General features: G+C 69.2%; 21 protein-coding genes and 2 pseudogenes. 14 read left to right on the top strand and 9 right to left on the bottom strand.

Features of this window, described 5'->3' with window-relative positions:
- Positions 1 to 125: 125 nt before the first annotated feature.
- The gene (locus D0C15_RS19795; RefSeq protein WP_116047664.1) at positions 126 to 1,106 is read right to left on the bottom strand and encodes a DUF3048 domain-containing protein; all 981 of its coding nucleotides are present in this window, start codon (positions 1,104 to 1,106) and stop codon (positions 126 to 128) included.
- Positions 1,107 to 1,229: 123 nt separating this feature from the next.
- On the opposite strand from D0C15_RS19795, the gene D0C15_RS19790 reads away from it, so the two are divergent.
- The 11 genes and pseudogenes from D0C15_RS19790 to D0C15_RS35755 form a co-directional block, all read left to right on the top strand.
- Positions 1,230 to 2,372, top strand: a complete 1,143-nt coding sequence (locus D0C15_RS19790; RefSeq protein ID WP_116047661.1) for a J domain-containing protein — start codon at positions 1,230 to 1,232, stop codon at positions 2,370 to 2,372.
- A gap of 66 nt (positions 2,373 to 2,438) precedes the next feature.
- Complete coding sequence (locus D0C15_RS19785) at positions 2,439 to 2,819, top strand: VOC family protein (protein WP_116047659.1); 381 nt, start codon at positions 2,439 to 2,441, stop codon at positions 2,817 to 2,819.
- A 216-nt stretch (positions 2,820 to 3,035) separates the two neighbouring features.
- Positions 3,036 to 3,734: a DUF998 domain-containing protein gene (locus D0C15_RS19780; RefSeq protein ID WP_245976026.1), complete on the top strand. Its 699-nt coding sequence runs from the start codon at positions 3,036 to 3,038 to the stop codon at positions 3,732 to 3,734.
- A 120-nt stretch (positions 3,735 to 3,854) separates the two neighbouring features.
- A complete protein-coding gene (gene fabG, locus D0C15_RS19775) occupies positions 3,855 to 4,616 on the top strand; it encodes a 3-oxoacyl-ACP reductase FabG (RefSeq protein ID WP_116047657.1) in 762 nt (253 codons plus the stop codon).
- A gap of 26 nt (positions 4,617 to 4,642) precedes the next feature.
- Complete coding sequence (locus D0C15_RS19770) at positions 4,643 to 5,095, top strand: MaoC family dehydratase (RefSeq protein ID WP_116047654.1); 453 nt, start codon at positions 4,643 to 4,645, stop codon at positions 5,093 to 5,095.
- A 91-nt stretch (positions 5,096 to 5,186) separates the two neighbouring features.
- A complete protein-coding gene (locus D0C15_RS19765) occupies positions 5,187 to 6,224 on the top strand; it encodes a phosphotransferase family protein (RefSeq protein ID WP_116047647.1) in 1,038 nt (345 codons plus the stop codon).
- Entirely contained in the window at positions 6,224 to 7,450 is a 1,227-nt protein-coding gene (locus D0C15_RS19760; RefSeq protein WP_116047643.1) for an acyl-CoA dehydrogenase family protein, read from the top strand. The genes D0C15_RS19765 and D0C15_RS19760 overlap by 1 nt, the downstream gene beginning before the upstream one ends.
- Complete coding sequence (locus tag D0C15_RS19755; protein ID WP_116047640.1) at positions 7,450 to 8,655, top strand: acyl-CoA dehydrogenase family protein; 1,206 nt, start codon at positions 7,450 to 7,452, stop codon at positions 8,653 to 8,655. Before D0C15_RS19760 ends, D0C15_RS19755 begins: the two co-directional genes overlap by 1 nt.
- Positions 8,652 to 9,809, top strand: coding sequence for an acyl-CoA dehydrogenase family protein (locus D0C15_RS19750; RefSeq protein WP_116047637.1), 1,158 nt, complete (start codon positions 8,652 to 8,654; stop codon positions 9,807 to 9,809). Before D0C15_RS19755 ends, D0C15_RS19750 begins: the two co-directional genes overlap by 4 nt.
- A 319-nt stretch (positions 9,810 to 10,128) precedes the next feature.
- Positions 10,129 to 11,637: pseudogene (locus D0C15_RS19745) on the top strand (M14 family zinc carboxypeptidase); the annotation flags it as partial.
- A 90-nt stretch (positions 11,638 to 11,727) separates the two neighbouring features.
- Positions 11,728 to 11,955: pseudogene (locus D0C15_RS35755) on the top strand (PKD domain-containing protein); the annotation flags it as partial.
- Positions 11,956 to 11,964: 9 nt separating this feature from the next.
- Here D0C15_RS35755 and D0C15_RS19740 read toward each other — a convergent pair.
- Entirely contained in the window at positions 11,965 to 12,567 is a 603-nt protein-coding gene (locus tag D0C15_RS19740; protein ID WP_116047631.1) for a TetR/AcrR family transcriptional regulator, read from the bottom strand.
- A gap of 117 nt (positions 12,568 to 12,684) precedes the next feature.
- Positions 12,685 to 14,193 carry an aminotransferase-like domain-containing protein gene (locus tag D0C15_RS19735; RefSeq protein ID WP_116047628.1) on the bottom strand — a complete coding sequence of 503 codons (1,509 nt, stop codon included), beginning with the start codon at positions 14,191 to 14,193 and terminating at the stop codon, positions 12,685 to 12,687.
- A gap of 97 nt (positions 14,194 to 14,290) precedes the next feature.
- Between D0C15_RS19735 and D0C15_RS19730 the strand changes: the two genes are divergently transcribed.
- Positions 14,291 to 14,545: a hypothetical protein gene (locus tag D0C15_RS19730; RefSeq protein WP_116047625.1), complete on the top strand. Its 255-nt coding sequence runs from the start codon at positions 14,291 to 14,293 to the stop codon at positions 14,543 to 14,545.
- A gap of 105 nt (positions 14,546 to 14,650) precedes the next feature.
- On the opposite strand, the gene D0C15_RS19725 is transcribed toward D0C15_RS19730, so the two are convergent.
- Positions 14,651 to 15,448, bottom strand: a complete 798-nt coding sequence (locus D0C15_RS19725) for an SDR family oxidoreductase (protein WP_116047622.1) — start codon at positions 15,446 to 15,448, stop codon at positions 14,651 to 14,653.
- A complete protein-coding gene (locus tag D0C15_RS19720) occupies positions 15,445 to 16,197 on the bottom strand; it encodes an SDR family oxidoreductase (RefSeq protein ID WP_116047620.1) in 753 nt (250 codons plus the stop codon). The genes D0C15_RS19725 and D0C15_RS19720 overlap by 4 nt, the downstream gene beginning before the upstream one ends.
- A 61-nt stretch (positions 16,198 to 16,258) precedes the next feature.
- Here D0C15_RS19720 and D0C15_RS19715 point away from each other — a divergent pair, with 61 nt between their 5' ends.
- Both D0C15_RS19715 and D0C15_RS19710 read left to right on the top strand, forming a co-directional pair.
- Positions 16,259 to 16,891: a TetR/AcrR family transcriptional regulator gene (locus D0C15_RS19715; protein WP_116047617.1), complete on the top strand. Its 633-nt coding sequence runs from the start codon at positions 16,259 to 16,261 to the stop codon at positions 16,889 to 16,891.
- A gap of 169 nt (positions 16,892 to 17,060) precedes the next feature.
- Positions 17,061 to 17,522, top strand: coding sequence for a nucleoside deaminase (locus tag D0C15_RS19710; protein ID WP_211323265.1), 462 nt, complete (start codon positions 17,061 to 17,063; stop codon positions 17,520 to 17,522).
- An 18-nt stretch (positions 17,523 to 17,540) separates the two neighbouring features.
- On the opposite strand, the gene D0C15_RS19705 is transcribed toward D0C15_RS19710, so the two are convergent.
- From D0C15_RS19705 to D0C15_RS19690, 4 genes are read right to left on the bottom strand one after another with little or no spacing between them, the layout of a single operon-like run.
- Positions 17,541 to 18,170 (bottom strand): TetR/AcrR family transcriptional regulator, encoded by a 630-nt coding sequence (locus D0C15_RS19705; protein ID WP_162830156.1) that lies wholly within the window; start codon positions 18,168 to 18,170, stop codon positions 17,541 to 17,543.
- 51 nt (positions 18,171 to 18,221) lie between these two features.
- Positions 18,222 to 19,049 (bottom strand): SDR family oxidoreductase, encoded by an 828-nt coding sequence (locus D0C15_RS19700; protein ID WP_116047614.1) that lies wholly within the window; start codon positions 19,047 to 19,049, stop codon positions 18,222 to 18,224.
- Between the two features lie 20 nt (positions 19,050 to 19,069).
- Positions 19,070 to 20,230, bottom strand: coding sequence for an acyl-CoA dehydrogenase family protein (locus D0C15_RS19695; RefSeq protein ID WP_116047773.1), 1,161 nt, complete (start codon positions 20,228 to 20,230; stop codon positions 19,070 to 19,072).
- 2 nt (positions 20,231 to 20,232) lie between these two features.
- The gene (locus D0C15_RS19690; RefSeq protein ID WP_116047612.1) at positions 20,233 to 22,203 is read right to left on the bottom strand and encodes an acetyl/propionyl/methylcrotonyl-CoA carboxylase subunit alpha; all 1,971 of its coding nucleotides are present in this window, start codon (positions 22,201 to 22,203) and stop codon (positions 20,233 to 20,235) included.
- Positions 22,204 to 22,210 lie beyond the last annotated feature (7 nt).

The raw sequence follows: 22,210 nt of genomic DNA, 5'->3' as shown, positions 1-22,210 counted from the left end.
GCCGCCCGGAGGCCGCACGCGGAAAGTACGTGAGACCGAACGTATACGGTACTCGCGGTACGCGATACGGCCCGGCCAGCCCCAGACCCTCCAGCGTGATCGTCGTCACAAGCGTTGCGTGGTCCTTATCGAGGAGCGAGCAGCACCCACACCGGCCCCTCGGCGAGCGGCAGTTCGTCCCCGTCGCCGGTGGTGAACCGCACGGGGTCCGTGGCGGAGGCACGAGACCACGTCCCGTCGAACCGCTTTCCGTCGCGCAGCACGCTGGCGGGCCCACTGCCCACCGTCACCGCCACAGGCGAGAGATTGCCCAGTACGTCGGCGATCTCCCTGCCCGAATGCACCTCGACCCGCTGGACGACGACGCTGGCCGCGCCGACCCTGCCGGACTCCGTGGACACCAATGGCCTGCCGTCCAGACTGATCAGCCAGCGCTCTTGCTCAGCGGACCAGGTGAAGTCGTAGGTGGCGGCACCGAAGGCGACCCGGTACGCGCTATCCGCGGTGCCGCCGGACGGCGGCTCACCCCGCTGCCAGGGCGGGTGGCCCCGGTACCGCCCGGCTTCGGGGAGGCGATCGGGGCGGACGTAGAGATTGTGCGGCATCCGCCGGCCCCCGTCCCGGAAGTACGCCCTGGGCAACTCCTCGGCCGGGGCCCGGACCAGTGCGGCGTCCCGCAGCACCGGATCCAGTTCGGGCGCGGATCCGGAGTACGCGAGCACCGGCTTTCCGTACTGCGCCAGGAGTTGGACGTCGGTCTCGCGGGCGCTGCGGACGGGGCCGACGACATTCGGCAGCTTTCCGGTGTAGAGCGCGACGAGCCGGGTGGCTTTGCCCTCCACGGGTTCGACGTACACCGTGGCGGCGGCGGAGAGCCCGGTCTGCGGCCGCGCCGCGGGAACGTTGTCGAGCTTGACCGCGAGCACCCCCGGCTGGAGCGGGAGTCGCGGCGTGGTGGTGGTCGTCGGCGCGGGTGCCGCCGCCTGCGGGGCCTGCGGGGCCTGCGGCCGCGGAGCGGTGCGCACGAGGAACGTGACCACCGCCACCACCACTACCACCACGGTCACAGCTGCGACCATGGTGATGATCTTGGCGCGCGTCTCCATCGTTCCTCCGTACCCGACGCTACTCACTAGCAGCCGGATTCACCGGATCGCGCGGGCAGTCGTTGCAGACTCTTCTCCGCCGACCCCATATTGTGGCGGCGCAGCGGGAGGTGACCGGAGTTCGTGCACGAGGTCGACTACTACGAGCTGCTCGGGGTGAGCCCGAGCGCATCGCCGGCCGAGATCAAGTCGGCATACCGGGCTCTCGCGCGGGCGATGCATCCGGACACCGGAGGCACTGCGGGCACGTTCCGCCTGCTCCAGGAGGCCTACGAAACCCTGGGCGACCCGCTTCGCAGGGCTCGGTACGACCGCGGAGACGATCTGGACGCCCTCGAGGGCGAGCCGGCCGGCGCCGGGGTGACGGTTACCTGGAACAGGGCGTCCAGGACGGCGTTTCGCTCCTATCAACGGGAACGGCGCCGATGGCGACGGTTCGGCGAGGATCCGGATTTCCTGCCGGCCCTTCCCGCGATCGACACCGAACACATCCCGTGGTGGCATTCGGTGGATCCGCACGATCGAGTGCAGTGCCTGCCCCGTGCGTGCCTCGGCCACGCCCCCGCGCTGGCCGTCACCGGATCGTTCCTGCTGCTGCTGACTCCGGTACTTCTCGGTGCGGATCCCTCGCCCGCCGTCCTGGCTCTCTGGCTGCTGATGCTGGCGGCCGCGGTTTTCGCCGCGGTCCACCTGCTGCGCAGTCACCTCGCCGACGCGCGAAACGACCGGGCTTTCCTGACCGGTCCCGGTGGCCGGGCGATATCGGGCAGCACCAGCACCGAGCAGGAGGACTGGGGCGAGCGGCTCACCGCCGAACTGTTGTCCCGTTACCTGACCCGGCTGCCTGGCGCACGCATCTTCCATGGCCTTTCGCTGCCGGGTTCGGTGTTCGTCGACGTCCACCACGCCGTGCTGTGCGGCCGGCGGCTCGTGCTCGTCGAGTCCAAGATGTGGCTGCCGGGGCACTACAGCACGGACGAGTACGGGGATCTCTGGCGCGACGACCACGTCTTCCGCGGTGGCGGCAGCAGCCTCGCCGAGTGCGTCGACGCCTACCAGGACCTGCTGCCCGACGTCGAGGTCCGCGGTGTGCTGATCGTCTATCCCAGCCGGGCAGGCGCCATCACGACGGGAGACGTGTCGGCGGCGGAGGTTCCGCCGATGATCCCGGAGGACTTCGTCCACGACATCGGGCAGTGGCTCTCCCCGCAACCCACCACAGTGGACCGAAACGCCTTCAACACGCTGCTCGAACAGGTCATATAAGCGGGAGCACAGCCGTACTTCCGGTTTTTCCAAGCCAGGCCGCTCGCGCAGCACGATGATGTACCGATGATCAACAGAATTTTTCCGTATGCCAATGGCGACGATCTCGCCGCGTCCCGCGACTTCTACGTCGAGGTGTTCGGCCTCGAGGTAGCCATGGAGGACCCGGTACTGGGGTTGCGCTCACCTGCCAATCCCACAGCACAGGTCCTGGTGCCGCCGAGTGGGATGGAGATTCCCCCGCCCCGCTTCGGGATCGACATGGGTGAGCCCTCGGCGGTCGACGCTGCGCACGCCGAGGCAGTACGCCGTGGGCTGCGCGTCGTCTACCCGCTCACCGACGAGCCCTGGGGTGTACGCCGCTTCTTCGTGGAGGACCCCAGCGGCACGGTGGTCAACGTGCTCGCGCACCGACCCGGCGGCAGCACGTCGACGACGGACACCTGATCGCCCCCGTCCCCGATCCCGCCATCGCACTTTCCCGGGAAAGTGCGGTGGGGGTGCCGCACTTCGGAGTGGCTGGATCCGGAACAGGGCTCCCGGAGGCGCACTGAGTTCGCACCGGCACGACCGCGACGCTTCTCTTACGTTCCTTTCAGTCGTGCTCGCTAGAGTCGGATCTGCGCAGAAGGTCCGATCTCGCGCTGTCGCCGAAGGAGTCGCGTGCCGTCCTCGCCCGATCTCGATGCGCGCACGACCGCCGAGCCCGCGTTGGCCGGACGCGGCGGCGCAGCGCTCGCGCTGATCGCCCTCGCCAGCCTCGCAGGTGGCGTCGTCCTGATGGGCCTGTTGCAGATACTGCCGCCCACCAGTGAGATCAGCCCGATCCGGCGGACGATCAGCGAGTACGCGCTGAGTGAGAGCAAATGGCTTTTCGACCTCTCGGTCGGGCTGATCGCGATCGGTTCCGCCGTCGCGGCCGCGGCGGCGGTCCGGGATCGCCTGCTGCGGCCTGCCTCCGCCTCCTTCGTGCTGTTCTCCGCGTGGGTTCTCGGCCTGGTGACAATCGTGATCTTCCCGAAGACCGACTGGAGCGTCGGTCCGAGTGTGGGTGGCAGCATCCACCGATTCGCGAGCCTCCTCGCCTTCCTCTGTCTCCCGGCCGCGCTCGTGCTCGCCGCCCGAGTCGTCTTCGCCCACGCTCCCGCGTGGCGGCGCGCGGTCCAGTCGCTCGGCGTCGCCGCGATCCTGTGGTTCGTCCCGATCCTGGTGGCGGTCCTGGTCATGGCGGCCGGCGGGCCACCCTGGTGGCGCTCGATCCCGCTCGGTCTGGTCGAACGGGGCCTCGCGCTCACCGAGGTTCTCGCCATCGCGACCCTCGCCCTCGGGCTGTACCTGCGCCCCGCGACCGCACCTCGCTGAGCCATCGGGGTTCATGACACAGCTCACAGGCCCGCTCCGGGCTCGGGGAGTTACGGTCCTAAGCGCGCGCTTAGTATGCTGTCGCCCACTCACACTCAGTGCCGAGACAGAGGAGGAAATGTGACCGAATCCCCGAGCAAGGTCGCCATCGTCACCGGAGCGGGACGCGGAATCGGTGCCGCGGTCGCCGCCCGGCTCGCGAAGGACGGTTTCGCCGTCGGACTCCTGGACCTCGACGAGGCGAGTTGCGTCTCCGGCGCCGAAGCGATCGCCGCCGATGGCGGCAAAGCCATCGGTGTCGGCCTCGACGTCAGCGACAGCGCTCAGGTAGATGCCGCGGTCACGCGGGTCGCCGAGGATCTCGGCGCCCCGACCGTGCTGATCAACAACGCCGGCATCACCCGCGACAACATGCTCTTCAAAATGACCGAGGACGACTGGGACTCGGTGATGAACGTGCACCTGCGCGGCTCCTTCCTGATGAGCCGAGCCACGCAGAAGTACATGACCGAGCAGAAGTGGGGCCGGATCGTCAATCTCTCGAGCACCTCCGCGCTCGGCAACAGGGGTCAGGCCAACTACTCCGCCGCCAAGGCCGGGCTCCAGGGCTTCACCAAGACACTGGCCTTCGAGCTCGGCAAGTTCGGCGTCACGGCCAACGCCATCGCCCCCGGCTTCATCGCGACCGAGATGACCGCGGCCACCGCGGAGCGACTCGGCGTCTCCTTCGAGGACATGAAGAAGGGCGCGGCGCAGGAGATCCCCGTGCGCAGGGTCGGCAAGCCCGAGGACATCGCGAACGTGGCGTCCTTCCTCGTCAGCGACGAGGCTTCGTTCGTGTCCGGCCAGGTCATCTACGTAGCCGGCGGGCCGAAGGCCTGATCACCGGCGCGAGCAAAGGAGCTTCCATGCGAGTTTTCTCCGGTCTCGACGACTTCGCGGGCGCGGTGGGCGAGGTCCTCGGCCACAGCGACTGGCACACGATCACCCAGGAACAGGTGAACACCTTCGCCGACGCCACGGGCGATCACCAGTGGATCCACATCGACACCGAACGAGCCGCCGCCGGCCCCTTCGGCGCCACCATCGCGCACGGTTACCTGACCCTGTCGCTGATACCCATGCTGGGCAAGGAGATCTACCAGGTCGACAACCTGAGCATGGGCATCAACTACGGCCTGAACAAGGTGCGCTTCCCCCAGCCGGTCCGGGTCGGTTCCCGCGTCAGGGCCGGCGCCGAACTGGCCGAACTCACCGATGTGCCAGGTGGCAAGCAGGCCGTCGTGCGCTGGACCATCGAAATCGACGGCGAGAGCAAACCGGCCTGCATCGCGGAGACCGTCGCCCGGCTACTCGGCTGATCCTCGCCGGCGAGGCCGGAGAACGACCGTAAGCGGCACATACCGACCGGTCGGTACCATAACCGCCAGTTTCCGTTTTCCAGGAGGTCAGATGACCGACGACGATCCCCCGGGCCTTGACCTTGCACGACTGCGCGAGCGGCTGGACCGGGACCTGCCCGGGCTCGTCGCCGGATCCCTGTGCGCCCAGGTGATCGCCGGTGGCCGTTCCAACCTCACCTACCGGGTGACCGACGGCAGCACCAGATGGGTCGTCCGGCGGCCACCACTGGGGCACGTCCTGCCCACCGCGCACGATATGGCCAGGGAGCACCGAGTGATCTCGGCGCTGTACGGCACTGGCGTACCGGTCCCCCGCACCGTCCTGCTCTGCGACGATCCCGGCGTCATCGGCGCACCGTTCTACGTCATGGAGTTCGTCGAGGGGACGCCGTACCGCACCGAGGACGAACTGGTGGCGCTCGGCCCAGAGCGCACCCGATCGATCGGCTTCGGTCTGGTGGACACCCTCGTCGACCTGCATTCGGTCGACCCCGCCGCCATCGGCCTCGCCGGCTTCGGCAGACCGGAGGGCTATCTGCAGCGTCAGTTGCGGCGCTGGAAGAAGCAGCTGGACTCCTCCCGCAGCAGGGAACTGCCCGGCATCGACCACCTGCACGACCGGCTCGCGGCCGAGGTTCCCGATTCCGGCCCCGCGGCGATCGTGCACGGCGACTACCGGCTGGACAACGTCCTGGTCGACGCCGACGACCGAATCGGCGCCGTTCTCGACTGGGAGATGTCCACCCTCGGCGACCCGCTCACCGACCTTGCCCTGCTCGTGGCGTATGCCCAACGGGACACGACCAGTCTGAGCGTCGTGTCCAACGCCAGCGGCGCACCCGGATATCCGGACACCGGCGCGGTCGTGGCGCGCTACGCCGAACGATCCGGCCGAGACGTGTCCCGGCTCGACTGGTACGTCGGCTTCGCCTTCTTCAAGCTGGCGGTGATCCTCGAAGGTATCCACTACCGGTTCGATCACGGTCAGACCGTCGGTGAGGGCTTCGCCGGCATCGGCAACAGCGTGCTTCCGCTGGTCGCGCGCGGCAACACCATCCTCGACAACGTCACCCGCCAGGAGGACTGATGGACTTCGCGTTCGATGCCGAGACCGACGAGCTGCGCTCACGGCTACAGGCGTTCATGGACGAACACGTCTACCCGGCCGAGCCGGTCTTCGAGCAGCAACTCGCCGAGCGGGAGACCCCGTGGTCGAGTGTGCCGATCGTGGAGGAACTCAAGGCCGAGGCCCGCAGCCGCGGGCTGTGGAACCTGTTCCTCCCTGGTGAGCACGGAGCGGGCCTGACCAACCTGCAGTACGCCCCGCTGGCCGAGATCACCGGTCGCAGCCCGCAGCTCGCCCCCACCGCACTCAACTGCGCGGCGCCGGACACCGGCAACATGGAAGTACTCGCCATGTTCGGCTCGCAGGAGCAGCGTGAGCGGTGGCTTCGGCCGTTGCTGGACGGCGAGATCCGCTCCGCGTTCGCGATGACCGAACCGGACGTCGCGTCCTCCGACGCACGCAACATCGAAACCAAGATCGTTCGCGACGGCGACTCCTACGTCATCTCCGGGCGCAAGTGGTACATCTCCGGCGCGATGAACCCGAACTGCCGGATCTTCATCGTGATGGGCAAGACCGATCTCGACGCGGAGCCACACCGTCAGCAGAGCATGATCCTGGTCCCCCGTGACACACCCGGCGTGCATGTCAAACGTGGCATGAACGTCTTCGGCTACAACGACGGCGATCACGGTGGTCACGCCGAGGTCGTGTTCGAGGACGTGCGTGTACCCGCGGAGAACCTGTTGCGGTCCGAGGGCAGCGGGTTCGCCATCGCGCAGGCCCGCCTCGGTCCCGGCCGTATCCACCACTGCATGCGGCTGATCGGCATGGCCGAACGCGGCATCGAACTGATGTGCCGCCGCACGATCTCCCGGACCGCCTTCGGCAAGCCGATCGCGCAGCAGGGGGTCGTACAGGACTGGATCGCCGAATCGCGGGTCCGGGTGGAACAGCTTCGGCTGCTGGTACTCAAAACCGCCTGGCTGATGGACACGGTCGGCAACCAGGGAGCGCACACGGAGATCCAGTCGATAAAGATCGCCACCCCCTCCTCCGTGGAATGGATCCTGGACAAGGCGATTCAGGCGCACGGCGCGGGCGGGGTCAGTCAGGACTTTCCCCTCGCCGGACTCTGGGCGGCCGCCCGCATGCTGCGACTGGCCGATGGGCCGGACGAGGTGCACAAGCGCTCACTGGCGCGCCGCGAACTCAAGCAGTACCTGCCGGAACGGGGGGAACACTGATGACAACGGAGAAATCCGAGACCACAGTGGACGCCGAAGAACTGCGCGGCCGCGTTCGCGAGCTGCTGGAGAAACACGATCCGGAGACGACGGATCGGCTCGAACATCTTCGTGCTCGATTCGACGAGGGCCTGGCCTGGGTGCATTTCCCCACCGGCCTCGGCGGCCTCGACGCACCGCGATCACTACAGTCCGTTGTGGACGCTGAACTCGCCGCCGGGGGCGCGCCGGACAACGATCCGCGGCGGATCGGGATCGGCCTCGGCATGGCCGCCCCCACGATCCTGCGTTTCGGCACCGAGGAACAGCGCAGGCGATTCCTTCGTCCACTCTGGACCGGTGAGGAGGTGTGGTGTCAGCTCTTCAGCGAACCCGGCGCGGGATCGGACCTGGCCGCACTGGCCACAAGGGCCGTCCGTTCCGGTGACGACTGGGTGGTGGACGGCCAGAAGGTGTGGACCTCCAGCGCACACACCGCACGCTGGGCGATCCTGGTCACCAGGACCGATCCGGACGTGCCCAAACACCAGGGCATGACGTACTTCGTATGCGATATGACGGCACCTGGTGTGGAGGTCCGCCCGCTGCGGCAGATCACCGGTGAGGCCGAGTTCAACGAGGTCTTCCTCACCGGGGTCCGGATCCCGGACGCCCATCGCCTCGGCGAGGTCGGCGAAGGCTGGCGTGTCGCCCAGACCACGCTGATGAACGAACGAGTCGCCATCGGCGGCAACGCAACGCCGCGTGAGGGTGGCATGGTCGGCGTCGTGGCGCGGACCTGGCGAGAGCGCCCCGAACTGCGGACCCCCGAACTGCACGACCGCCTGCTGCGGCTGTGGGTGGAGGCTGAGGCGACGCGGCTGGCCGGAAGCAGGCTCCGCCAGCAACTCGCGGTCGGCTCGCCGGGGCCGGAGGGCTCGGCGATGAAACTCGCGTTCGCCAGGGGGAACCAGGAGCTCTCCGGGCTCGAGCTCGAACTGCTCGGCGAGGAGGGGCTGCACTATGACGACTGGACGCTGCGCCGCCCCGACATCGTCGACTTCACCGGCCGCGGCCCCGGCTACCGCTACCTGCGTGCGAAGGGCAACTCCATCGAGGGCGGCACCTCGGAGATCCTGCGCAACATCATCGCCGAACGGGTGCTGGGACTGCCGTCCGAGCCCCGTGTGGACAAGGACGTCGCCTGGAAGGACCTCCCCCGATGAGTACACAGACGACACACATCCCTCAGCGGCCCGGCTCCGCTGACCTCCTGTACTCCGAGGTCGAGACCGACCTGCGCGCGAGCGTCCGGGACCTGCTCACCGACCGGTGCGATCCGGAGTCGGTGCTCGGCAGGATCGAGACCGGGCAACCCTGCGACCTCTCGCTCTGGCGCACACTCGCGGCCGATCTCGGGGTCGCCGGACTGCAGGTGCCCGAGGCGCTCGGCGGCCACGGGGCCTCCGTGCGCGAATCGGCCGTGGTGCTGGAGGAACTGGGCCGCAGCGTGGCCCCGGTGCCGTTCCTGAGCAGCGCGGTGCTCGCCACCTCCGCCCTGCTCGCCGCGGACACGTCCCGCCCGGAGGTCGCACAGCCCCTCGGCAGGCTGGCCGGGGGGGAACAGGTCGGTGTCCTCGCCGTCGCGTTCTCCACCTGGCCGGGCGCGGCCTTCCCGGACGGCGTCCGGGCCGAGGGCGACGGTGCCCTCACGGGAAAGGTGGGCACCGTCGCCGACGCGGCGGCCGCGGACCTGCTGCTCGTTCCCGCGATGGGCAAGGACGGCCCAGGGCTCTACGCCGTGACCTCGGCCGCGGCCGGGGTCACCGTGACCGCCAGGGTCTCCCTGGACCCGACCCGCCAGGTCGCCGACGTCGTTCTCGACGGCGCGCGGGCAACACCGCTGGTCACCGGTGACCAGGCGGCTGCGGTACTGGCCACGGCATTGCGCACCGGTGCCGGTCTGCTCGCCTCCGAGCAGCTCGGGATCGCGCAGTGGTGTCTGGACGAGACGGTGAGCTACGTCAAGCAGCGGTTCCAGTTCGGCAGGCCGGTCGGCTCCTTCCAGGCACTCAAGCACCGGCTGGCCGATCTGTACCTCGAACTGGTGTCGGCCCGCGCGGCCGCCCGTTACGCGGCCGACGTACTCGCCTCCGACAGTCCGGACGTCGCGGTGGCGGTCGCGGTGGCGCAGTCCTACTGCGCCGACCTCGCCGTGCACGCCGCCGAGGAGTGCGTCCAGTTGCACGGCGGCATCGGCATGACCTGGGAACATCCCGCGCACCTCTACCTCAAGCGCGCCAAGGCCGACCAGCTCGCGCTCGGCACGGCTGGCCGGCACCGCACCACCCTGGCCGGCCTCGTGGACCTCCCGGCCTGACCCACGGTTCACCAACTCGCGGTGCCCGCCCCTCGGGCACCGCGAGTTGGCACTTCCAGTGCCCGAGTTGGCAGTTCCAGGGCGCGAGTTGGCAGTTTCAGGGCCTGAGTTGGCAGTTTCAGGGCCTGAGTTGGCAGTTCCGTCCCGACCTTCGTCCTGTTCACGCAGAGTATCCGCTGGTCATCGCCCCATAGGTGGCACTACCTAACGAAACCCTGATTGCACGGCCTCCAGGTCCGGCCGAGTCTCGGACCGTTCCCGGCCCTTGCCGGCCGTCGCGCTGCCCGCGCGCCGGAGTCCCCGTACCCGGAGGTCGCTGATGATCAGACGAATACTCCCCCTCGCACTCGGGCTGGCCCTGCTCGGCCCGCCCGCACTCTCGACCGGAACCGGCCAGGCCGCCGAGCCCGAGGCACCACGGTCACCGGCCGCCTCAGCCGCGACCTACCGCATCGACGGACCGGACACGCGCGAGGAGCGCACGAGTGTCGCGGGTACCGGCGCCGCCATCGACGGCGTCGAGGCCGATCACGTCGTGGTCTCGGCGCTCCCGGCCGAGGCCGAGGCGATTCGTGATCTCGGCTTCACTGTCAGCCCCATCGCAACCGCGATGGATTTCCCGCCCGCCGACTCGGGTTATCACAACTACACCGAACTGCTCGACGAACTCGACCGCATCGCGGCCGAGCATCCCGGACTCGTCCAGCTCGGCGACATCGGGAACTCCTACGAGGGCCGCGAACTGCCGATCGTGAAGATCAGCGACAACGTCGGCTCCGACGAGGCCGAGCCGGAGGTGCTGTTCACCTCGAACCAGCACGCCAGGGAGCACCTCACCGCGGAGATGGCGCTCTACATCGCCAACCTGCTGACCGACTCCTACGGCAGCGACAGCGAGATCACCCGGCTCGTCGACGAGCGCGAGGTGTGGATCGTGCCGATGGCCAATCCCGACGGCGTGGAGTACGACGTCGCCAGCGGCCAGTACCGCTCCTGGCGGAAGAACCGCCAGCCCGGTGGCGGGTCGGTCGGTACGGACATGAACCGGAACTGGGACTACATGTGGGGTTGCTGCGGCGGCTCGTCCGGCAACCCGGCCAGCCAGACCTACCGCGGCACCGCCGCGGAGTCGACCCCTGAGGTCAGCGCCATCGCCGACTTCGTCAGGGGCAGGGTCGTCGGGGGCGAGCAGCAGATCACCGCGCACATCGACTTCCACACCTACAGCGAACTCGTGCTGTGGCCCATGGGCTACACCTACGACGACACCGGTTCCGACATGTCGCAGGACGCGCACGACACGTTCGCGAAGATCGGCGGGGAGATGGCCGCCACCAACGGCTACACCCCGCAGCAGTCGAGCGATCTCTACATCACCGACGGTTCGGTCAACGACTGGATGTGGGCGGTACAGGACATCTTCTCCTTCACCTTCGAGATGTACCCGCGCTCGTCCAGCCCCGGCTTCTACCCGCCCGACGAGGTGATCGACCGGGAGACCGCGCGCAACGAGGAAGCCGTACGTTCGCTGCTGGACTACGCGGACTGCCCCTACCGGGCCATCGGCAAACAAGCCCAGTACTGCGGCGCGGACGAACCCGCCGCCCCCGTCGCGGAGTTCACCGAACAGTGCTCGGCGACCGAGTCCTCCTGCACCTTCGACGCGAGTGGATCGCGGGACCTCGACGGCACGGTCGAGTCCTACGCATGGGACTTCGGTGACGGCGGGACAGGCACGGGCGTGGCACCCGAGCACACCTACGCTGAGGCGGGCGAGTACCGCGTCACTCTCACCGTGACCGACGATGACGGCAGGACCGGCACCGCGACCAGGACCGTCCGGGCGGGCACGCCACCGGACACCGGAGAGCCGCCTTCGGCTTCGTTCACCGTCAGCTGCTACTACGACGACTGCTCCTTCGACGCGTCCCGCTCCACCGACGCGGACGGCGATCTCGCGTCGTACTCGTGGAAGTTCGGCGACGGCGGCACTGGCGACGGCAAGACCACGAGCCACCGCTATCCCGCGAGCGGCGGCAACTACACCGCGGAACTCACGGTCGCCGACCGGGCGGGGCACACCGCGACGACGTCCAGGACGATCCAGTGCTGGAGCTTTGGCTCCCGCGCCTACTGCTTCACCTGAATGGCCCGGTCATCCGGGTCGTAACGAGTTCAGCAGCAGGTCGGCGAAGTGATCGCCGACCTGCTGCGCGGACAGCGCACCTTGTGGGCTGTACCAAAAACCCAGGTGGTGCACGGCACCGAAGAAGAAGTCGACGACAAGGTCGGCGGGCTGGTCGGCGCGGAACTCGCCGGAGCGCTGCCCTTCCTCGACCAGGGCGCGGAACCGCTCGTGGTAGCGGCGCCGCTCCGCGCGCACGGCACGTTGCTTCTCGGGGTTCAGCTGGTGCATCGACTGCAGGAAGATCTTGGTGTCGTCCAGGTTCGCGATACTGCTGACGACCACGTCCGAGGCGGCCGAGGCGAGGCGCTCACCCACGGGTGCCTCGGTGGCGGCGAGCTTCTCCAGTCGTTCGGTCTGCTCTCGCAGTATCCGGCCGTAGATCTCGTAGAGCAGATCGTCCTTGGAGTCGAAGTAGTGGTACATCGCCCCCTTGGTGACGCCTGCGGCCTCCACGATCTCCTGCACGGAGGTGCGGTCGAAGCCTCGTTCCGCGAACAGTCTCGTCGAGACCGACAGCAGCCGTCCCGGCACGTTCATCCGGCCTTCGCCACCCGCACCCGACGGCACCATTCTCCCCCGCGCATTACCGGGTCCGGACATGCTTTCCCCTTCACCGCATCGGTGCCTGCTCCCCTGCGACGGAACAGGATACCCCTGGTGGTGAGCGTCGGCGTGCGGCGACGCCGGTCAGATGATCGGGCGCAACGGGGCGGAGTCCCGCGGCCCGTGCCGCCGCAGCTCCGTCCACGCCCTGCACAGCCGCTCCACGAGTTCGTCGAGCACTCCGGGCGGGTGGGTGAACGGGATCCGCAGGTAGTTCTCGTGCCCGCCGGTGTGGTCCATCGTGGACCCGGGAATGACCTCGACCCCGTGCCGCAGTGCGAGTTGGGCGAAGACGTCGGCATTCGTGTCCGGTAGCTCGACCCACAGCGACGATCCACCGTCCGGCCTGCGCCAGCGCCAGTCCGGCAACCGCTGCCGGAGCCGTTCCTCCAGGGCGGCGCAGCGCTCCCGCTGGCCCGCCGACCGGCTCTGCGCGAGTTCGTCGAGCCGGGGCACGAGGCGCGCCGCGACCGCCTGGTCGATGATCGGGCTTCCGAGGTCGGCCAGTGCCTTGCGCCGCGCACACCGCTCGATCACCTCGACCGGGCCACGGACCCAGCCGATCCGCAGCCCGCCCCAGACCGCTTTCCCCAGCGATTCGACCGTCACCGTCTCGACGTGTTCCCCGGCGGTCGCCGCCAGCGGTGGCGGTGTTTCGAGACCGCATTCGGAGAGCCCCATGCCCGAGTAGGCGCTGTCCTCCAGGATCGGCACGTCGTAACGGGCGGCCAGCTCCACCACCTGCCTGCGACGTAGTTCCGACATCAGCACGCCGGTCGGATTGTGGTAGCTCGGCATGACATAGAGCAGAGCCGGAGCGTGCTCGGCGAGCGCGTTGCGCAACCCGCGCACCTCGATGCCCTCGTCGTCCAGTGGCACGGGCACGAGTTCCGCACTGGCCGAACGGAAGACGTCGAGGCAGGCGGGCCAGCTGGGCGCCTCGACCACGACCGTCGCGGCCTTGCGCAGATACACCTCCGCGATGACCACCAGCGCCTGGTGGGCACCGGTGGTGACAAGGATCTGGTCGGCGCACGTGGGCAGTCCGTGCGTCGTGTAGTGCTCGGCGATGGCCTCGCGCAGCACCGGCAGGCCGCGAGGGTGGTACCCGGGATCGCCGAGCAGATCCTGCATGTCGTGCGCGACGACCTCCTGCAGTGCTTCGGTGACCTCCGGCCCTCCCCTGTCCGCGGCACAGGCCAATGAGATCAGTGGACCGGGCCCATCGATGAGTCGCTGGAAGATGGCACCCGCGCCGCCGCCACGCACTCTGCCGTCGCTCAGCGGCGCCCTCGCGGCCCGGCTGACCCTGGTCCCGCTGCCCTGCCTGCGTTCGATCACCTCGCGGCCGCGCAGTTCGTCGTATGCCCCGACGACAGTGGCCCTGCTCACTGCCAGCACCCCGGCCAGTTCGCGCTCGGCGGGCAGCCGGTCGCCCGGATGCAGCGCTCCCTCCCGGACCGCACGGGCGAGTGCGTCGGCAAGCTTGCGATACAAGGGCCCAGGCCCCGCGGTCCAGTCCCCGAGGAGGTTCGCCAGCGCGGCGCCACGGCCGAGGGCATCCGGAGGAAAACGATCCACTTCTACTGCCATTGGCTCTACCACCGTTCCATTTCACCTAGCAGTCTGATGTAGGTACAAGCCAATCGCAAGACTGGACCGCTACTTAATCAGCCGGGAGGTGGGCCGCATGGCCGAGATGATTGCCAACACGCTGTTCCTGTTCGTTCTGGTCGGCACGGTCGCCGGCCTCGGGCGCATGGCCCGCCTACTGGCGAAGGACGAGCAGGCGACCACGCTGACGGGACGCGGCGGGGAGTACGACCTCGGGCGCGACCTCGCGGCGGGAGTGGAGTTGCTGCTGTCGGCGGGACGGGCACGAGCCGAGCGCCTTGACCACCAGATGCGCGAGATGAACCAGGCCGGAGACGCGGCTCGCGCCTGAAGTCCGTCCTCCCCACGCCGCGCGCTTTCCCGGGAAAGTGCGAGACCCACCCGCGCGCTTTCCCGGGAAAGTGCGCGGGTCGCCCGGCGTATGGGGTCTTCGCCGTTATGTGCTGCCCAGGGTTTCCTCGACCTTGCGCTGCAGCTTGTTCATGCCACCCAGCCAGCGATCGGTCTCGGTGGCGCGCGCGGCGTAGTACCCGGCCACCTCGGGATGCGGCAGCACCAGGAACCGGCCGTCCGCGATCGACTCCACGACCAGGTCGGCCACCTGTTCCGCGCTGATGGCGGACTCGTCCATGATGAGCTTGCCGCCCGGCCCGGCGTCCTCGAGCATCTTCGTGCGCACCCCCTGCGGGCACACGGCCTGCACCGTGATGCCCCGATGGCGGTAGGTGGCCGACAGCCATTCCGCGAAGGCGAGGGCACCGTGCTTGGTCACCGAGTACGGCGCCGAACCGAGGCTCGTCAGCAGCCCGGCCGCCGATACCGTGGCGAGGAAATGGCCCCTGCCACGGGCAAGCCAATCCGGTAGCAGCGCGTTGGCCGCCCGCACGTGGGCCATGACGTTGACGTCCCAGGCGAGCGCCCACTGCTGCTCGGTGGCGTCGGCGCCACCGAGTGGGGCGACACCCGCGTTCGCGCAGTACAGGTCGATCTCGCCGAGTGCCTCGCGGGCGCCGGAAACCAGCGCCTCGACCCCTGCCTCGCTCGCGACGTCGGTGGTGATCGCGGTTGCGCCGACCTCCTCGGCCACCGCCGTGACGGCCTCGCCGTCCAGATCGGCGACCACCACACGCGCGCCCTCGGCGGTGAACCTGCGGGCCATGGCGGCGCCGATCCCGCCCCCACCACCGGTGATGACGACGCCCGCGCCATCGAGCTCGGTGGGTTCGGCCGTCACAGGCCACCGCCGATCGTGATCCCGCCGTCGACCACGATGGTCTGCCCGGTGATCCACCCCGCCTGCTCGGACAGCAGGAAGGTGACCGCGCCCGCGACGTCCTCGGGGACGCCGAGACGCTTCATCGGGTACGGCTCGGCGACCTCGTCCTCGCGGCCCTCGTACAGCGCCGTCGCGAACTTCGTCTTCACCACGGCCGGTGCCACCGCGTTCACGCGGATGTCCGGTCCGAGTTCGCCTGCCAGCTCGAGGGTCAGCCGGATCAGCGCGGCCTTGCTGACGCCGTACATCCCGATGCCCGGCGAGGTACGCAGCCCTGCGATGGACGCGACGTTCACCACGGCGCCGCCGTGCTCCCCCATCCAGGCGTTTTTGGCGCGGCGTACCCAGCCGAGCGGGGCGAGTACGTTGACCGCGAAGATCTTCGCCGCGGCCTCCTGCTCCACGTCGAGCAGCGAGCCGTACACCGGGTTGATGCCGGTGTTGTTGACCAGCAGATCCACGCTGCCGAACGTCTCCAGCGTCCGGCGCACGGCCTCTTCCTGGTGCTCCGGGTCGTCCGCCTTGCCCGGTACCGCGAGGGCGACCGATTCGCCACCGAGTTCGCGCACGGCCTCGGCCAGTGGCTCCGGCTTGCGCGCGGTGATGCACACCTTCGCGCCGCGGTTGACGAGGTCCTTCGCGATGCCGAGGCCGATTCCCCTGCTCGCGCCGGTGACGATGGCTACACGATCCTTGAACGAGTCCACTAGAGTCGATCTCCTACTCCGTTGATCGAACGCCGCTAAGCGCTCGCTTACACTCTGACGCATGACGATGTCGCTGTCCGCGGAGTTGTGGCCGGACGTCCAGCCCGACGCCGCACGCAGACTCATGCTCGCCGCGGTGGAGTCCTTCGCCCGCCGGGGATACCACGCCACGACGACTCGCGACATCGCAAGCGGCGCGGGAATGAGCCCCGCCGCGTTGTACGTGCACTTTCCTTCGAAGGCGGCGTTGCTGTTCGCGATCAGCCGCAACGGCCACGAACAGACGCTGGCACTGGTGCAGAACGTGGTCGCGACGAGTGCCGAGCCGGTCGAGGTGATCCGCAGGGTCGTCGAGGACTTCGTCGCCTGGCACGCTCGCCGGCATCTGGTCGCCAGGGTCGTGCAGTACGAGCTCGCGGCACTGCCCGAACGGGAGTACGAGATCGTCGCGGATCTGCGCAGGCGCATCGAGAACACGGTGCGCGAGGTGATCACCGAAGGGGTCCGGGCGGGGGTCTTCCAGGTGCGCCAACCGCGGACCGCGGCGCGTGCCGTGCTGTCCCTCGGCGTGGACGTGGCTCGCTGGTACACCAGCCGCAACCGCACCTCCCCCGACGAGCTGGGCAGGGAGTACGGGGAACTCGCCCTGCGCATGCTGGGGGCGGTCGTCGCGCTGCCGGACTCCGTGGAGTAGCCGCCGTCTCATCACGAGCGCTGCCACCTCCCACTTCGTCGAGGACGGATCCGCCTCCGGCCGCCGCCGGTTCCCGACATACTAAGCGGTCGCTTTCCTTCGTGTCACGGTTGCCGCGATCACGCACCCCCTGCTTGCCCGGACCGCGCCGACCGTCGAGAGTGGGCGGATGACGACCGATCGTGTCACCACGGAAGCCATGCTCGCCGTCGCTGTCGAGGAGGCGGAACTCGGAGCGGCCGAGGGCGGGGTCCCCATCGGGGCGGCGTTGTTCGGGCCGGGCGCCACGGTCCTGGGCCGGGGACGCAACCGGCGGGTCCAGGACGACGACCCGGCCACCCACGCAGAGACGGCGGCGTTTCGCGCCGCTGGGCGGCGGCCCAGCTACCGGGACACGATCATGGTCACGACCCTCTCGCCGTGCTGGTACTGCAGTGGGCTGGTGCGCCAGTTCGGCATCGGCGAGGTGATCATCGGCGAGGCGGCCAGCTTCTCCGGTGGCCACGACTGGCTCGCGGACAACGGCGTGCGGATCACCGTGCTGGACGACGCCAGGTGTGCCGAGCTGATGAGCGAGTTCATCACCCGCAGGCCCGATGTGTGGTTCGAGGACATCGGCGAGGTGCGCTGACCGGCGGTGGCGCCAGGTTCAGGCGCCGGCCGGGCCCGACACCGATGCGGCCGGGGCCACCTGCGGCAGCGCCGGGGCCAGCACCTGGGCCCACTGACGCACGATCTGCTGGCGCCTTCGTGTGTCGTCGGTGAGCAGATTGGCCAGCCCGAGCCCGCGCGCGAGGTCCAGCGTCGCCTGAACCATCTCGCGCACGCCCGGATGGGACTCGTCCACCCCGAGCAGCTCGAGTGCCACGCGGTGCGCCTCTCGACCGACCCTGGCCTCCAGCGGCACCAGGATCGCCCGTAGCGCGTCGTCCGTCGAAGCGGCCACCCACAGGTGCAGGGCGGCCCGGAACATCGGCCCCGCGTACAGGTTGAGCAGCATGTCCACCACCGGCTCGATCCGGGAGGACCCGGCGGGCAGCCCTTCCGAGCGGGTGCGGAGTTCGACCAGCTGCACCTCACCCACGAGCTCCACCGCCGCGGCCACCAGGTCCTCCCTCGCCGGGAAGTGGTGCTGCGCGGCACCTCTGGACACCCCGGCACGCTCGGCGATCACCGCGACGGTGATGCCGTTCCAGCCCCGCTCCGCGATGCACTCGACCGCGGCTTCCACCAGCCGCCGCCGAGTGGTCCTGCTGCGTTCCTGTCGCGGTTCACGCATCGCGGCCACGCTGCCTTTCGGTGCCACAGGGCCTCGCCGGCCCGCGCTGATCTACTCGACCCAGAAGTCGAGCTGAAGGTCTTCCTCACGTTCGGCCAGCCGGTACTTCGCGAAGTCGGTGACGCCCTCGGCGGCCAGCACCTCGTCGTCGATGAAGAAGTTTCCGGTGGTCTGCCTGCTCGGCCTGGTCAGGATCGCGTGGGCCGAGTCGGCCATGATCTCCGGTGTCCTGGACCGGTTGGCCAGCTCGGCGCCGACCACGTTGCGGATCGCGGCGGTGTCGATCGTGGTTCGCGGCCACAGCGAGTTCGCCGCGATACCGTCGTCCTTCAGCTCCGCGGCGAGGCCGACGGTCACCAGGCTCATCGAGTACTTCGCGATGCTGTAGGCGAGGTGCCCCGCGGTGAACCACTTCGGGTCGAGGCTGATCGGCGGCGACAGCGTGAGGATGTGCGGATTCTCCGACTTGCGCAGGTGCGGGATCGCCGTGCGCGCCAACAGGAACGAACCGCGGGCGTTGATGTCCTGCATCAGGTCATAGCGCTTCATCGGAATCGACTCCGACGACGTCAGGTCGATCGCACTGGCGTTGTTGAGCACGACGTCCAGCCCGCCGAACTGCTCGACGGTCTTGGCCACCGCGGCCTCGACGGCCTCGTCGTCCCTGATGTCGCCGACGATCGGCAGGGCCTGGCCGCCGGCCTCCTCGATGGCCTTGGCGGCCGTGTAGATCGTGCCGGGCAGCTTCGGGTGCGGCTCGGTGGTCTTCGCGATCAGGGCGACGTTCGCGCCGTCGCGCGCGGCGCGTACCGCGATCGCCTCGCCGATCCCTCTGCTGCCGCCCGACATGATCAGGGTCTTACCCGCCAGCGTGCTCACATGCGCTCCTTTGTTACCGATCAGTACGACTTGGGCAGGTCGAGACTATGCTGCGCGACGAAGTTCAGCACCATCTCCCTGCTCACAGGCGCGATGCGACCGACGCGAACGGCGCCGAGCAGCGTGCCGAGCCCGTACTCGGACGCGAGCCCGTTCCCGCCGTGGACCTGAACGGCCTGGTCGACTGCCCTGATCGCCACCTCGGCTCCCGCGTATTTCGCCATGTTGGCGGCCTCTCCCGCGCCGAAGTCGTCCCCCGAGTCGTAGAGCGTCGCGGCCTTCTGGGTCATCAGCTTCGCCAGCTCCAGCTCGATCTTCACCTGTGCCAGCGGATGCGCGAGCCCCTGGTGGGAACCGATGGGCGCGCCCCAGACGCTGCGCTCCTTGGCGTAACGCACGCCCTTGTCCAGCGCGTAACGGGCGATGCCGTTGGAGAAGGCCGAGCCCATGATGCGTTCCGGGTTGAGCCCGGCGAACAGCTGCGCGATCGCGGCGTCCTCCGAGCCGACGAGCGCCTCGGCGGGGAGGGTGACGTCATCGAGGAACAGGCTGAACTGGCTGTCCGCGGACACCAGGTCCATGGGAATCCGGGTGTACTCGAACCCGGGTGTGTCGGTGGGCACGATGAACAGCGCGGGCTTGAGCTTGCCGGTGCGGGCGTCCTCGGTGCGCCCGACCACCAGCACGGCGTCGGCCTCGTCGACCCCCGAGATGTAGACCTTGCGCCCGTTCAGGATCCAGCCGCCACCCTCCTTGCGCCGGGCGGTGGTGGTGATCTTGTGTGAGTTCGATCCGGCGTCCGGTTCGGTGATCGCGAACGACATACGCACCTGGCCGCTCGCGAACCCAGGCAGCCAGTGCTGCTTCTGCTCCTCGGTGCCGAACCGCGCGATCACCGTGGCACAGATGGCCGGGGAGACGACCATCAGCAGCATCGGGGTCCCCGCCGCGCAGAACTCCTCGCACACCGCGGCGAGGTCACCGATCCCGGCACCACCGCCGCCGTACTCCTCCGGTACCGAGACTCCGAGATAGCCGAGCCTGCCCGCCTCGTCCCAGAGGTCATTGGTGTGCCCGCCGGCGCGGGCGCGCTCCAGGTAGTACTCGTAACCGTAGCTGCGGCCCAGTTCCGCGACGGCCTTGCGCAGCGCGAGGCGCTCCTCGGGCTCGGTGAAGTTCATGGTCATGCCGACTCCTCGGTGTTGGTACTCACGACTGCGAGAACGGTTCCCAGTTCGACCTGCTGGCCCACGACCACCGGCAGTTCGGCGACCACCCCGTCGGCGGGTGCCGAAACTCGGTGTTCCATCTTCATCGCTTCCAGCCACAGCAACGGCTCGCCCGCGGTGACCGCGTCGCCCTCGGACACGGCCACACGCAGCACCGTCCCTGGCATCGGCGCGACGAGCGAGCCAGCCGCGAGTGCCGCGTCCGGATCGGCGAAGCGCGGCACCGCCGTGAAGGCGACCGGACCCAGCGAGGAGTCCACCGCGACCAGGCCGGGGTGGCGTCCCACGGAGAACGTGCGCCGGATTCCGGACACCGCCAGCACGACACGGTCCGGTGCGGCCTCGAGCAGCTCGACGTTCTCGTGGCCCTCCGCGACGAGCCCCGAACGACCGAGGCGGTAGGCCACCTCGTACTCGGTGTCGCCCAGCAGGTATGTCTTGCGCTGCGGTGCGGAGGGCAGATTGCGCCAACCGCTGGGCAGTCCACCGAGGACACGTGCCTGTCCCCGATTGGCCGCCGCGTCGGCCAGTGCGGCGGCCAGTGCCGACAATGCCCGCGCGTCCTCGCCAGCCAGTGGGGCGGACAGTACGTCCAGACCGTGGCGATCGAAGAACGCCGTATCGGTGTCGCCCGCGAGGAAACCGGGGTGGCGCAGGACGTTCACCAGCAGCTCGCGGTTCGTTGTCACGCCATGGATCCGCGCCCTGGCCAACGCGCCGGCGAGGGCCCGCGCGGCGGCTGGACGATCCGGGCCCCAGGCGATCACCTTGGCCAGCATCGGGTCGTAGTGCACCCCGATCACCGATCCGGCTACCACCCCGCTGTCCAGGCGAATGCCGTGCCGGTCCGGGAGGGTGAACTCGGCGACCACTCCGGGAACGTCGAACGCGTGCAGCGTGCCGCTCTGTGGCTGCCATCCTGCCGCGGGGTCCTCGGCGTAGAGCCGGACCTCGATCGCGTGCCCGCGTATCGCGGGCGGCTCCTGCGGCAGCCGCTCGCCCTCGGCGACGCGCAACTGCGAGGTCACCAGGTCCAGCCCGGTGGTGCACTCGGTGACCGGGTGCTCGACCTGCAGCCGGGTGTTCATCTCCAGGAAGAAGAACTCACCGCCGTCGGTGGCCAGGAACTCGACCGTTCCCGCACCGACGTAGTCGATGGCCTTGGCCGCGGTGCGCGCCGCGGTGAACAGTTCCTCCCGCATCGCGGCATCCACCAACGGCGATGGTGCTTCCTCGACCACCTTCTGGTGACGGCGCTGGATGGAGCACTCGCGCTCCCCCACGGTCCACACCGTGCCGTGGGTGTCGGCCATGACCTGGACCTCGATATGCCTGCCCGAATCCAGGTACCGCTCGCAGAACACGGTCGGGTCACCGAACGCGGACGCGGCCTCGGCCTGCGCGCTCGCGACGGCTTCGGTCAGCTCGGCGAGTGCGCGAACCACCCGCATGCCTCGGCCGCCACCGCCCGCGGACGCCTTGACCAGCACCGGCAGATCCGCCTCGGTTACATCGGCAGGGTCCAATTCGGGCAGTACCGGCACTCCCGCCTCGGCCATCAGGCGTTTGGACTCCACTTTGGAGCCCATGGTCTCGATGGCCTCGGGCGGCGGGCCCACCCACGTCAGCCCGGCTTCCCGCACGGCACGGGCGAAACCGGCGTTCTCCGAAAGGAACCCGTACCCGGGATGCACGGCATCGGCGCCGGCCTGCACGGCCGCCGCGATCACCAGGTCGGAGCGCAGGTAGGTCTCCGAAGGTGTGTTACCCGGCAGGCGCACGGCCGCGTCGGCCGAGGTGACGTGCGGGGAGTCGGCGTCGGCGTCGGAATAGACGGCGACCGTGCCGATCCCCGCGTCCCGGCAGGAGCGGAAGACGCGCAAAGCGATCTCGCCCCGGTTGGCGACGAGCAGGTTCTCGATCATTCGCATG

It is taken from the genome of Amycolatopsis palatopharyngis, assembly GCF_003385185.1.
Lineage (GTDB): Bacteria > Actinomycetota > Actinomycetes > Mycobacteriales > Pseudonocardiaceae > Amycolatopsis > Amycolatopsis palatopharyngis.
Note: the sequence above shows the minus strand (reverse complement) of the source record. Positions and strands in the feature narration are given on the sequence as shown.